This is a genomic window from Bacteroides sp. M10 (assembly GCF_014334015.1).
In the GTDB taxonomy this organism is placed as follows: domain Bacteria; phylum Bacteroidota; class Bacteroidia; order Bacteroidales; family Bacteroidaceae; genus Bacteroides; species Bacteroides intestinigallinarum.
Genome location: NZ_CP060488.1, coordinates 5,454,085 through 5,468,212 on the forward strand (window position 1 = coordinate 5,454,085; position 14,128 = coordinate 5,468,212).

General features: G+C 39.0%; 11 protein-coding genes. 1 reads left to right on the forward strand and 10 read right to left on the reverse strand.

Features of this window, described 5'->3' with window-relative positions; all coding sequences use genetic code 11:
- Positions 1–53: 53 nt before the first annotated feature.
- From H8796_RS20180 to H8796_RS20195, 4 genes are read right to left on the reverse strand one after another with little or no spacing between them, the layout of a single operon-like run.
- The gene (locus H8796_RS20180; protein ID WP_117938044.1) at positions 54–1,157 is read right to left on the reverse strand and encodes an ABC transporter permease; all 1,104 of its coding nucleotides are present in this window, start codon (positions 1,155–1,157) and stop codon (positions 54–56) included.
- Between the two features lie 2 nt (positions 1,158–1,159).
- A complete protein-coding gene (locus H8796_RS20185; protein ID WP_117938055.1) occupies positions 1,160–2,629 on the reverse strand; it encodes an ATP-binding cassette domain-containing protein in 1,470 nt (489 codons plus the stop codon).
- A gap of 24 nt (positions 2,630–2,653) precedes the next feature.
- On the reverse strand, positions 2,654–3,565 hold the full coding sequence (locus H8796_RS20190) for an HlyD family secretion protein (protein WP_117938051.1): 912 nt from the start codon (positions 3,563–3,565) through the stop codon (positions 2,654–2,656).
- 16 nt (positions 3,566–3,581) lie between these two features.
- Positions 3,582–4,841, reverse strand: a complete 1,260-nt coding sequence (locus tag H8796_RS20195; RefSeq protein ID WP_117938042.1) for a TolC family protein — start codon at positions 4,839–4,841, stop codon at positions 3,582–3,584.
- A 161-nt stretch (positions 4,842–5,002) separates the two neighbouring features.
- Between H8796_RS20195 and H8796_RS20200 the strand changes: the two genes are divergently transcribed.
- Complete coding sequence (locus tag H8796_RS20200) at positions 5,003–5,899, forward strand: helix-turn-helix domain-containing protein (protein ID WP_117938053.1); 897 nt, start codon at positions 5,003–5,005, stop codon at positions 5,897–5,899.
- Positions 5,900–5,902: 3 nt separating this feature from the next.
- Here H8796_RS20200 and H8796_RS20205 read toward each other — a convergent pair whose 3' ends face one another.
- From H8796_RS20205 to H8796_RS20230, 6 genes are all read right to left on the reverse strand, one after another.
- The gene (locus H8796_RS20205) at positions 5,903–6,949 is read right to left on the reverse strand and encodes a mannose-1-phosphate guanylyltransferase (RefSeq protein ID WP_117938040.1); all 1,047 of its coding nucleotides are present in this window, start codon (positions 6,947–6,949) and stop codon (positions 5,903–5,905) included.
- Positions 6,950–7,442: 493 nt separating this feature from the next.
- On the reverse strand, positions 7,443–9,878 hold the full coding sequence (locus H8796_RS20210) for a polysaccharide biosynthesis tyrosine autokinase (RefSeq protein WP_117938038.1): 2,436 nt from the start codon (positions 9,876–9,878) through the stop codon (positions 7,443–7,445).
- An 11-nt stretch (positions 9,879–9,889) separates the two neighbouring features.
- Positions 9,890–10,693 carry a polysaccharide biosynthesis/export family protein gene (locus tag H8796_RS20215; RefSeq protein WP_004303663.1) on the reverse strand — a complete coding sequence of 268 codons (804 nt, stop codon included), beginning with the start codon at positions 10,691–10,693 and terminating at the stop codon, positions 9,890–9,892.
- Positions 10,694–10,738: 45 nt separating this feature from the next.
- Positions 10,739–12,145, reverse strand: coding sequence for an undecaprenyl-phosphate glucose phosphotransferase (locus H8796_RS20220; protein ID WP_117938036.1), 1,407 nt, complete (start codon positions 12,143–12,145; stop codon positions 10,739–10,741).
- Positions 12,146–12,271: 126 nt separating this feature from the next.
- On the reverse strand, positions 12,272–13,357 hold the full coding sequence (gene gmd / locus H8796_RS20225) for a GDP-mannose 4,6-dehydratase (RefSeq protein WP_117938034.1): 1,086 nt from the start codon (positions 13,355–13,357) through the stop codon (positions 12,272–12,274).
- Between the two features lie 13 nt (positions 13,358–13,370).
- Positions 13,371–14,108, reverse strand: a complete 738-nt coding sequence (locus H8796_RS20230) for a WecB/TagA/CpsF family glycosyltransferase (RefSeq protein WP_117938032.1) — start codon at positions 14,106–14,108, stop codon at positions 13,371–13,373.
- Positions 14,109–14,128 lie beyond the last annotated feature (20 nt).

A 14,128-nucleotide genomic window follows, 5' to 3' on the forward strand; every position in this document is an offset into this window, starting at 1 on the left:
CTAATATACTCATTGTCTCACAAAACAGCGCAACTGATGGGGATATTGGCATATTATTCCAATCTATACTTGAATTTCTTGATACTGATTGTAATAAGCACTGTAGCCATCAACAATAAGATACCAATTTCCTTATACACGAGTACCACCGATACCCCCTCAATCATAAGTTTCCGTACTGCCTGAATATACCAACGTGCCGGAAGTATGTCCGATATCCATTGAAGTATCAACGGCATACTTTCGATGGGGAAAATCATTCCCGATAAAAGCATTGTGGGCATCATCAACATCAATCCGGAAACCAGCATAGCAGCTACTTGCGTACGCGTCACTGATGAAATCAGCAAACCCAATGCCAATGAGACAAAGATGAATAACAAAGACACCGTTATCAACCAAAACAAACTTCCTACTACCGGTACATCCAACACAAAGACTGAAAGTAATAGAATCGTTATCAGATTGACAAATGACAGGACAAAATAGGGCACGGCCTTTGCCAGAATAATAAATAATGGTTTCACGGGCGAAACCAATAATACTTCCATCGTACCCGTCTCCTTCTCACGAACAATTGAAATAGAAGTCATCATAGCACAGATCAGCATCAGAATCAACCCCATTACTCCCGGCACAAAATTATAAGCACTTTTCATTTGCGGGTTATACAGCAATTTGATATCAGGAGTCAAACGGGCAGATGATAGATTCGGGGGCAGCATTTCTTGTCCCACCATGGAGACAATCCCGGTTGCATAGTTAACCTGCGAAGTTGACATATTCGGGTCCGTTGCATCTACAATCAGCTGTACGCGAGCATCGCCTACATAAAGTCCATCGACAAAACGTTCACTAAAAACAACCGCCATATCAACCTCTCCCTTTAAAAAAGCATCCTCCATTTCCTGTGGTGTATGAAAACGAGTAGTAACAGTAAAGTACTCACTGGCATCCAGTCGATCTATCATTTTTCGGGTCACCACATCATTAGAAGGATCAAGCACGGCTAGCCGTACATTTTTCACCTCTGTAGTGATAGCAAAGCCGAATAGAATAATTTGTACGATCGGCATTCCCAGCAGGATCAACATCGTTCGCCGGTCACGAAAAACATGGTAAAATTCTTTCTTTACAAAAGCCATAAACTGTCTCATAATCAATCTGCTTTACGCACCGCACCGCGGGCTAGTTTCTGAAAAACATCATCCATCGTTTCCGCTCCGAATTGTTGTTTCAAGCGCGTGGGTGTATCAAGGGCCTTGATTTGTCCGTCCACCATAATAGATATCCGGTTACAATATTCGGCTTCGTCCATATAGTGGGTGGTAACAAATACTGTAATCCCCTGATCGGCGGCCTGATAAATCAACTCCCAGAACTGCCTGCGTGTAGCAGGATCTACCCCACCGGTCGGCTCGTCCAGAAAAACAATCCTCGGCTCATGGAAGATTGAAACCGAAAAGGCCAATTTCTGTTTCCATCCTAAAGGGAGACTCTTCACTAAAGTATTCCGCTCGGCAGAAAATCCCAAACGGTCCAGCAGTTCTCCGGTCTTTCTTTCTATTTCCGACTCTTCCATTCCATAGATGCCAGCAAACAGACGGATATTCTCCCATACTTTCAGGTCTTCATACAAAGAAAACTTCTGGCTCATATACCCGATATGTTTTTTCACTTGTTCCGCCTCCCGGAAAATATCAAACCCAGCTACCTTTCCTATACCGGATGTAGGTTTGCTTAATCCGCAAAGCATACGCATAGCTGTTGTCTTGCCGGCACCATTAGCCCCCAGGAAACCAAATATTTCTCCCCGGTTCACTTGAAAAGAAATGTGATCTACCGCAGTAAAATTTCCAAAACACTTTGTCAACTGTTCCACTTCAATGACCGGAGCCATTTCATGTTTCACTTCTTCCCGCTCCAAAGAAGGCGGACAGAGAATCGCAGCAAATTGCTGAAGAATACGTGCAGGAGTATCAATGCCATGAATCTGTCCATGATTAATAAAGGCAATCCGGTCACATTGACGGGCTTCGTCCATAATGGGAGTGGAAACGATAATTGTAATTCCCTGCTCCCGCAAATTCCGCAGCATTTGCCAAAACTCTTTACGCGACACAGGATCTACTCCGGTGGTAGGTTCATCCAAAAATAAAATATCCGGTTTATGAATCAAGGCACAACTTAATGCCAACTTCTGCTTCATGCCACCCGACAAAGCCCCTGCCCTTCTTTTCTTAAATGGTTCTATCTGTTGATAGATATCTTTGACTAAGTCATAATTTTCCTGAATCGTCGTGTGAAACACTGTAGCGAAAAACTCCAGGTTTTCCTCCACAGAAAGGTCTTGGTAAAGAGAAAAACGTCCGGGCATATATCCCACTTTCGTACGAATCTGTTTATAGTTCGCTGCCACATCCATTCCATCGACAATCGCCGTGCCCTTATCTGCAAGCAGCAAAGTAGTCAGAATACGGAATAAGGTAGTCTTACCGGCACCATCAGGACCGATCAATCCAAAAATCTCTCCCCGTTCCACGGCAAAAGAAACCTCTTTCAATGCTTCCACCGTTCCGTAACTCTTGCTGATCTCTTTTACGACCACTATGGATTCTTTGCCATTCATTCCGTTCATTGATACCTTTCAATTTTAATTCTCACCTTTCATTTTTACTCCACCATACATGCCTATTTTCAATGCCCCATCATTTTTTACGGCGATCTTCACTGCATATACTAAATTTGCACGCTCATTTTTCGTCAAAATCGTTTTAGGAGTAAATTCCGAACGATCGGAAATCCATGTCACTACCCCCGGGTAAGCTTTCTGCTCCGAGTTGCCATAATCAGCAAATACAGTCACCTTATCTCCCAGTTTTACTTGTGACAACTGCTCGGAAGTTATGTAAGCCCTCAAATACATTCGATCGACTTCTGCCACCTTAAACAAAGGCTTGCCAATTGCCGCCAATTCACCTGCTTCCGCATACTTTGCCAATACCGTACCTTCAATAGGCGACTGGATATGACATTTAGCTAACTGATCTTCCACTTGTGCGACTTGTATTGCAACCGAATTCCCCTGTTCTGTCAGGCTGTTCGTACTATTTTGCAACGATGATTGCTGTGCAATAAGCTGCCTTTCAAGCAATTTAACTTGTGCATCCCAGTCGTCCAACTGCTTTTGGTTCGCAGCTCCTGCGGCAAGTAGATTTTCCACCCGTTTCTTTTCCCGTTCCGCCGTTACTATTTGCTGCCTTGTGGCAGCTATTTGCTTAGCAAGATCCGGACGTTGGCTCTCCACTGATTTCATACTGGCTTCCAATTGCAATTTCTTTAAATAGATTTGTACGGTATCCACCAGACCAATCTCCTCACCTGCTTTTAGCCTTGTACCCTCTTCCACCTCCAGTCGCAACAGCTTTCCGGCAGCTTCTGCAGAGACTATTACTTCTGTAGCCTCAAACGTACCGGTCGCATCATAGTTAGGTACTCCCTTACCACAAGCAGACAACATTATCAATGCTATCCCACACATTCCTATCTTTGTCATTCGTTCCATATCTGAAGAAGTTATATTAATCATTTGTAGTATATTTCAATTGATAAATTCCCATTAGCCGTTGAATTTCATGCAGTGCTTTCGACTGACGGGCCAGACTCTCATTAGTCAACTCCCGAAGCATCTCAGTTACCGTCAATGTTCCATTCGCCACTTTCGCCTCTGCCGATTTACGAATATTGGTACGCAGACGGATAATTTCATCATCATCCTGCATCTGTTTTTCCAATGATTGGATTGCCTGATCTTGTTGTGTCATTTCCAATCTTGTATTAAAGAGAAACACATCCCTGCTATTGTCCAATTGTCTCCGTTTATTTTCAATAACCTTCCGGTCATTTTTTAATGTATACAGACTTCCAAAATTCCATGACAACCGGACGCCTGCAATATAATATGGGGAAAATTCATTTTTCAGCATATTCAGTCCGGGGTTTCCATAAGCACCCTGCACAAACAGTCCGAATTGTGGAAGATGGCGCACATTCAAAGCCTTCTCCTGTACTTGTAATCCATTTCCCTGCGCATTAAACAAAGACAATTCCGGACGACGGATTTCACTGACAGACGAAATCTCACTTTGAGAAACTGGTTTCTCCAGAACCGTTTCCTGCGACAACTTCTCTCCTACTAGAAGTGAAAGCATCTTCAAATATGCAGTACGCGACGAAGTAAGCTCAACTCTTTTCTGTTTTGTGTTTAACTGCTCCACTTTCACAGCATCCAAATCAGCCTGATTGGCAATTCCATTTTCCACATACGCTGTAATCTGACGATAATTTCGCTCCAATTCATCCTGCAACAGTGCATTTTGCTTCAGTTGTTCATCCAATAGCAGAATACCAAAATAAAGATCATTAACACGACTATTCAGCGCATACATATCCACATTCAATTTTTCTTTCTCTATCTCTGCTTCCGCTACCGTTTGTTTCTTCTGCATCCGTATGCCGCCACCATCCCAGATTTTCTGTTGCAACTCCAACATTACCTGATACTGGTCTTTCGGCAATCCTTTCATATCCACCCCGGGAAGTTTCACCGGAATTTCCGTTACCTCACTCTGATAAGAAGCTTTGGCCGAAAGAGCAAATTGCGGCAAATATCCCTTTGCCACATTCTCCAGATTATATTCCTTTGTCTTCTCCACCAGCCCATATTGATGTACCAACGGATAATTTTCCTGCGTCTTTCGTTGACATTCTTCCAACGTTATCTGTGCATTCATTCCTGATACAAACAATAAAAAGGAAAAACTGAAAACTATTCTTTTCATATACACTATTCATTTGATTTCTTCGAAAGACAAAGATAGAGCTTTCAAAGACACATTCACATTCTAGGAGTTGGCAAATATGTTCCAATAGTTCGATTTATCAGAAAAACGATAATGAATATAGGGCTTTTTATTATCTTTGCCGGAAAAGAATGAAGGAAATGGAACAGAAAGGCCCTTTGGATTTAGGACTTAAAACATTGGAAGATTTAAATGTTGTCCGCCACAACGAATATCGCTTTATCTCTTCTGATTTTGGATTTGTCAATAGCTTCAGAAAAATGGAAGCCAATCTATTTGCAATCGGCCAGCCATACCGTATTAAAGAAGGACGTGCAGCATTTGTCAAAAATGGCACTGCACGGATTCTAATTAATCTGATAGAGTACACGATACAGCGAAATCATTTTGCAGTAATCACCCCCAACTCCATCGTTCAGATTACAGAAGTATCGCCCGATTTCGATATGCAGATGATAGCAATCGATCAAGCTTTCCTTCCTATATCCGGAAAAGAAGATTTATTCTCTTATCTTCTCCATCATCAACGAAATATTTTATTAGTATTATCCCCTCAAGAACTACTACAAGCGGAAAATTACTTCACTTTAATGTGGAATATATTACAAGAGACGACATTTCGCAGGGATGCTATTCGCCACCTGCTAGCCAGTCTTCTCTATTATATAGAATATGTTGCCCAAAGCAATATGTTAATGAATCCCATACAACTGACACGGCAAGAAGATATCTTCCAACGTTTCATCTCTCTTGTCAATGCATACAGTAAGAAAGAACGTAATGTCGACTTTTATGCAGACAAACTATGTCTCACTCCACGTTACCTCAATACAGTAGTTCGACAGGCTAGTCAACAAACAGTAATGGACTGGATAAACCAGTCCATTATACTAGAAGCTAAAGTATTGCTAAAACATAGCAATCTGCTTGTTTATCAAATTTCTGATGAATTGAATTTCCCTAATCCTTCTTTCTTCTCGAAGTTCTTTAAACGGATGACAGGAATGACACCACATGAATATCAATTCTCGAAATAAATTTTATTTCGAGAATTCCTTAATTCTTTGCTCTTCTTCCAACTTGCAGATCAATAATGTGTTATCTTTCTCTGCAATGATATATCCATCCAAGCCTTGAATGACTACTCGTTTTTCTTCGCTGGCATGCACAATACAATTTTTACTTTCGTACAAACGGATATCGGTTCCTACGGTTGCATTTCCAGACTTATCCTGTGGAAGCAAACCGCGAAGTGCTCCCCATGTACCCAGATCTGACCAGCCAAATGAAGCGGGAAGTACATAAATCTCCTGTGCTTTCTCCATCACTGCATAGTCGATAGAAATGCTTTCGCAAGTAGGGAATAACTTCTTGATTGTTTCATTTTCTTTCTCTGTATAGAAATCGGGGAAAATGCGATCGAAAATTTGTGCGATGCCCGGAGCATATACACGCATCACGGAAGTAATAGTACGCACATTCCATACAAAGATTCCCGCATTCCAGAAGAAATTGCCTTCTGCCAGATACTTTTCGGCAGTCTCTTTATCCGGTTTTTCCTTAAATGCATCTACGGTGTAAATTTCTTTATCTGTCTGGAGCTGATCGGCAGCAGCAATATATCCGTATCCGGTTTCCGGACGAGTTGGCCGGATACCTATCGTTACAATGGCGCTGCCATCATCTGTGAAACGAAGGGCTTTCTCCATCACTCTACGGAATTCTCCCGTATCAATGACTAATGCATCCGAAGGAGTTACTACAATGTTAGCATTCGGATGTTTTTTCTTGATCTTCCAGCAAGCAAAAGCAATGCAGGGCGCAGTATTGCGCGCACAAGGCTCCGCCAAAATATTACTTTCCGGAATTTCCGGCAACTGCTCCCGAACAATATCAATGTATTTTTCAGAAGTTACGACCCACATATTTTCTTTAGGGCAAACACCGTCGAAACGATCTGCCGTCAACTGAATCAGCGACCGGCCACATCCCATTACATCAATAAATTGTTTAGGACATTCCGGAATGCTCATCGGCCAGAAGCGGCTCCCTATGCCACCAGCCATTATTACAACATGATTATCCATACCTGTTATTCTCCTGTTAAAAAAATATTCTTTAAAATAGGTGTGCAAGTTACGCTAAAATGTCCAAAACAGCAAATAAAGATAGGAGTATTTGTAAGCTCCCGATAAAGTACCAATATTTATAATGAAGAAGTATTCAATATAAAAACGGAAGACAACAAAAGTGCTGTCTCCCGTTTTGAGTTGTATATTATCTAGTGATAATATCATTTCAAATATCAACGATCTTCACAGACAGTTGATATAATAGAAATCACATCGGATTTACACCGACATGAGGGCGTTAATCAGGAATACACCGCCGTATATTTCCTGACCACAAATGTAGGGGCTTCATGTGTGTAGCATGAAGTTAGGGACCTACATGTTCCATCTCACTTTTGTGTAAAGTATTAAAAGTACTCTATGACATTATTAACTTAAAAAAATCTTGGTCATCAATGGATTTTACCTATGCATTCTGCATTGAAATTCATTGACTGCTATATAGGATTTACTCTTCCTTGGTATGAGATTGTTCTCCATATCCATAACCGTAGCCATATCGCTTACCATAACCATAGTACTTGCCATATTTACCATAACCATAATAATAACCGTACTTTCTTCTCTTCAGATCCAAACCATTTATCACAGTACATAGGTTAGGTAATTTATCTTTTTCAGCAAGTTCGTTAATCAAAGTGTACTCGTTTTTATGAGTATAGTCTGCACGACAGACATAAACAGATAGATCAGCCACACGTCCAATCAGCAAGGTATCAGTTACCATACCAACAGGAGCGGTATCCAAAATCACATAATCAAAATTCTTCTTGAGCGTTTCAATTGCTTTATCCAATCCATCACGGGCCAGTAATTCTGTTGGATTAGGAGGAACTGTTCCACCAGGAAGAATATAGAGATTCTTACTGACATCGGAAAGCTGTACCAAATCCATCAAGTTATTTTCCGGATTAGCCAAATATTGAGTTATACCAATTTCTTTTCTCGGAATATTAAAAACTTTATTCAAACCCGGTTTACGAATATCAAGACCAACGATTACTACTTTCTTCCCTAATAAAGAAAGACTAATAGCAAGATTAGCAGAGATAAAAGATTTACCTTCACCGCTGACTGTAGAAGTAACCAAAATCACCTTCTTATCATTTTCAAGCATAAACTGAAGATTCGTTCGGATATTTCGGAAGGTTTCACTCATCAGATTATTTTGATTCTCAAATACAGCAATAGCTCCCTGTTTTTCATCAGTCAATGGGATATCACCAACAATAGGTAAACTCGTGAGCTTTTCTACATCAGAACGACCTTCAATCCTAAACTTAGTCAAATTGATTAAATAAATGACACCTACAGGAATTCCGACACCTAGAACTAAAGCAATTAAATAAATCATCTTACCTTTAGGTGATACAGGAATTTCATCAGCAATAGCATCATCAATTATTTTAGCATTGTTAGCTGTAGCAGCTAAAGTAATAGCATTCTCTTCACGTTTCTGGAGAAGCAACAGATACAATCCAGACTTGATCTCTTGCTGACGAGCAATACTCACAAACTGACGCTCCTGTCCCGGAGCCTCATTGATACGGCGAGAAAAACGACTAGCCTCACGATCCAAATCTGCTTTTGTTATCAGTAGTCCCTGTAAAGTACGGTCAAGAGTAACATCCACATTCATCTTCATCGCACGAATACTTGTATCCAGATTTATAATTGTAGGATTGTTTTCTGTAGAAGTGCGCAACAAACGTTTACGTTCTACCAACATTTCGTTATAACGATCAATTTGAGCTACGAGTCCGGCATCCTGCAGACCAATATTACCAGGAAGTACCTCATATTCATTTCCTCTCATATATCTACGCAAATCCTCTACCAAATTGATTTGCGTCTGGTTCTCTACACGTTTCTTTTCATACTCCGCATTTCCTGTCAAAGCTATTTGAGCTTCACTTGTCAAATCCGTAATACCAGCATTTCGTTTAAAAGTCTCCAAACTTTCTTCAGTACTTCCTAACTCTTTTGATATAATACCAATACGCTCATCAATAAACTCCGCTGTCTTTTGAGCAATTTCATTCTTATCATTATTCGTATTGATATTATACATTTCCAAAAGTTTATTAATAAAATCCTGCCCACGTCGTAAGCTGGAATTCTTCAATGATATAACTGCAACAGAAGTTGTTTTCGAAGTAGGCTCGATAGTCATACTTTTACAATACCATCTTGCTACACGCAAAGGATTATTTATAGTCGCTGTTATATTACAAACTTTTTTCTCCAAATCAACATCTTCAGTTCCCTTAGAAATCAAAGAATCGGGACTCATGAAAAAAGCTAATGTTCCCCTTGCGGTAGGGAAAACTGCAGGTAATTTATCAAAATGCTTTTGGAATTCATCGTCTCCCACCTTTACATTTACATCCAAACTTCCTTGTGGCTGTAAAGCCATCTCCACAATCATAGGATCATCCAATAATTCAGCCTCTTGTGGAATCAGATTAACTTGCACAGGAGATGTCTTATACATATCCTGTGCCGGAAATTCATCTTCATCTTTATAAGATATATATAAATTCAAATCTATAACAACTTCTTTCGCAATAGTCTTAGAACGAAGTACTTCAATCTCATTATCGATATTTTGAGAAGAAGAGATCAAACCATCCAAACCTAAATTTTCCAATTCTGATGCCATACCTGCTCCTCCCCCTTTTTTATCATCTTTTATCAGCACTGTAGCTGATATATTATATACCGGAGTAGCCATACGCAAATACAACCATGCCCCTAGCAAAAAGACAACAACTGTACCAACAAACCAAGGCCAATGAATCAAATATTTAAACAGAATTTCCTGAAAATCTATTTTCTCTTCATTCGCTTCCTGTTCCACATTATATACTTTTTTTTCTTTCATCTCTTAAGACGTTACTTTAAGATATTAAACAATAAACTGGCAAGTGATACCAAAATTGAAGTCGCAGAAAACCATAAACTAGTACTATTACCGATATCAGAGTTACGAGCTTTCGCCTTATTCGGAGTCACATAAATAATATCGTTCTGTTGTAACCAGTAATAAGGAGAAAGAATAGTTTCAGCCTTGTTCAAATCCAGAGTAATAATCTGTTGCTTCCCGCTTGAATCTTCACGAATGAGTCTTACATTGTCACGAAGTCCATAAACAGTCATATCACCTGCCATAGCAAGTGCCTCTAATAAATTAACCTTTTCATTAGAAATTGTAAATGTACCCGGACGAGTCACCTCACCAATCACTGATATTTTATAATTTACCATACGTACTGTTACAATTGGAGTTTCTGTAATATATGGCTTCAATTTATCGACAATCATCTGTTCCGCTTGTTTCTTTGTCAATCCTCCCAACTTCAATTCTCCCAATACAGGAAAATTAATTTTTCCTTCATTATCTACCAGATAAGGTTGCAGCATTGGTTGTGCCGTGGTAAAGGTTGAATTACTAGAGGCTATACCGCTGGGACTAGCAATTGTCAAATTGAATGGTAAAGCCAATTCCGGACTGGTGCAAGACACTACAATTGTCAACAAATCCTTTGGCATAATTTTAGCGTCATACAAATTCTCCTGTTGAGTTGCTTGTTCCACAACTTCCACATCCTGTAAATAAGGAACTTTTTTATACGATTGGCAAGCTACCAACAAAAAAGGTAACAACAACAATCCCAACTTCTTATTAAGTCTTCTCATAAATCTATTTTATTTATTTTATTACAATTAATTACCAAACTTTTATTAATACGCCTCCTTTTCTCCGTGAATTGCATTATACACTGTCTTGTACATAATATAGAGATCTAATAAAAATGTCCAATGCTCAATATACCAGATATCACGCATCACACGACCTTCCATCTGCCAAAGTTCTTTTGTCTCACCACGATAGCCTGTTACCTGTGCCCAGCCTGTTATACCCGGTTTAACAAAATGACGAACCATAAACTTGTTGATTAATTGAGAATATTCTTGAGTATGCTTTAGCATATGAGGACGTGGGCCAACAATAGACATATCGCCTTTAAACACATTAATAAATTGTGGAAGCTCATCAATGCTAGTCTTTCTTATAATCTCCCCTATCCTAGTTTTACGTGGATCATGCTCTGTAGCCTGAAGAGTATCACATTGAGTATTCACTCTCATTGAACGGAATTTATAACACCAGAATTCCTTTCCATCTTCACCGCTACGCTTCTGTTTAAAAAAGATAGGTCCCGGAGAACTCATCTTTATAGCAACTCCAACAATAATATAAATAAATGGGAAAATAGTACATAAAAATAATGTAGAACACACTATATCAAAAGTACGTTTTACTATACGGTTCTCAAGCAACTCTAAAGGTTCACGACGAATAGATAAAACAGGAACATTTCCCAACATTTCAAAATGCATCCGACGTTTCAAATAGTTGCGAACATTCGGAACACTAAAAAAACGAACTAAATGGTTCTCACAATAATTAATAATGGGAACAATTTCAGCACTACGAGCGGAAGGAAGACTACAATAAAGCTGATCTACTCGGCCCACATTCTGCTCCAAAAAGTTGTTTACCTCTTGAGGATGCCCTAAATATGAAACATCGCTTGGATAACGGTCTGAAGGAAAATCCTCAAAATATCCAAGAACACGATAACCCGAAGTGGGATCATCTGTCATTGCGTGATAAAGCTCCTGCATGTTCTCATGACTTCCAATCAATATCACTTTACGAACATTCCCTCCTTGCTTACGATAAAGTTCCAAGAAGTAACGAAAAGCCAAACGATAGCTTACTATTACCAATATCAGAACAATATAAAACAAACCAAAAAGCCGGGAATGAGAAAACTCAAAATGAAAAAGTAATAAAATACAGACTGAAAGCAATACAAAAGGAACCATGTTACGTAAAACACGGACCATGATTTGTTCAGGACGGACTACCGAACGATGAAGAATGACTCCGGAGTGCATATTACAAAGTAGATAACATAAAGTTATCAAAGCCATACCTTGAAGGATGGAACCACAATTCTCGCACCAAAAGCGGTTACCAAAAAACTGTTCAAATCCCCATAAAAGCAGGTTCAGCAAAATAAGATCCCCCCAAAGGACACAAGATTTTAGGACTTTGTTAAAACGTTGGACTTCCTGCATATGTTTTTAGTTATGATTGATATAAATTAGTCATAATACCACCTATGTGCACGACAGTGAAAAAATACCGTACCAGAATACTCTACCATATACTATTCAAAATTCTTATCTAATATGACAGCAATATTATTCTCTATTCATCGACTCTTGCATGTAGAGCCTCTTTACAAATTTCAAATCATGAGAAACCATTATTTTTATAAGTTCTTCAAAAGATGTCTTCCGAGGATTCCAACCAAGTAAAGTTCTTGCTTTTGTAGGGTCACCCAATAATTGTTCAACTTCTGCAGGGCGAAAATATTTAGGATCGACTTCCACCAAAACTTTCCCAGTGACCCCATCAATCCCCTTCTCATTTACCCCCTTGCCTTCCCAACAAAGATTAACACCTGTTTCTTTAAATGCTAACGTAGTAAATTCACGTACTGTATGATACTCTCCTGTAGCAATTACAAAATCTTCAGGTACATCATGTTGGAGAATCAACCACATACATTCTACATAATCTTTAGCATATCCCCAGTCACGAAGAGAATCAAGGTTACCCAAATAAAGTTTGTCTTGTAAACCTTGAGCAATACGTGCAGCCGCCAACGTAATTTTACGAGTTACAAAAGTTTCACCTCTCCGCTCACTTTCGTGATTGAACAGGATTCCATTTACCGCAAACATTCCATAACTTTCACGATAATTCTTGGTAATCCAAAAACCATACTGTTTAGCCACTCCATATGGAGAACGGGGATAAAAAGGTGTTGTTTCCTTTTGAGGAACTTCCTGAACCAAACCAAATAATTCAGAAGTCGAAGCCTGGTAAATTTTAGTCTTCTTTTCCATACCCAAAATACGAACCGCTTCCAACATACGAAGTGTACCAATAGCATCAGCCTCAGCTGTATATTCGGGAACATCAAAAGATACTTTTACATGACTTTGAGCTGCCAAATTATAGATCTCATCTGGTTGGACTTGCTGAATAATACGAATTAAAGAACTACTATCTGTCATATCACCATAATGGAGATTTACCAAACGGTCTTTTTTCATATCACGTACCCATTCGTCTAAATAAAGATGTTCGATACGACTTGTATTGAATGATGAAGAACGGCGAAGAATACCGTGGACCTCATAACCTTTTTCTATTAAAAATTCTGCCAGAAATGAACCATCTTGTCCTGTAATACCTGAAATTAATGCTATTTTTTTCATAAAATATTCTCTATTAATTATGATCCATAATCATTCCATTTTTCTCTTTTAAAATATTCCACAAGAATAAAACATTTCCTATAATATACCTACGCCACATTCTTTTCGGTTCTTTCAATAAACGATATGCCCATTCTAATCCGTTTCTCTGCCACCATTGAGGAGCCCGCTGCACAGTTCCTGCAAAAAAATCAAATACAGCTCCAATTGTACCTATATGACAATGAACATTAAGTTCATTCAAATGCTCATAAGCCCATTTTTCTTGCTTGGGTGCAGTCATACCAATCCAAAGCAGATCAGGATTAGCCATATTTACTGCATTAATCATTTCTCGATTTTCTTCCTCTGTAAAACTCGATTTGTAAGGAGGAGAATAAGTCTTAACTTGAATATTGGGATAGACAGTCTTCACTTTTTCACACACCAAAGACAATGTTTTCTTACTACTTCCCAAAAAGAAGCATACTCCCCCTTTCTGATTTAATTTATTCATTTCATATTGAAACAAATCCCATCCGGCTGTACGTTCTATTTTTTCACCCCGTAGAAATTTAAAAGCAAGCACCATACTGATACCATCCGGAATCAATGCTCCTCCTTTTAATAATGCTTCCTGAAAAAGCGGATCTTTCAAGGCAGTGTTATACGAATGAGCATTAATCGTATTAATCAGCAACTTGCCTTCGGGTAATGACGATAAATCCTTCTGATTCTTCAGAAGAATAATTGTTTTAAGACAAAGTTTCATATATATTAAATAAGAAATTA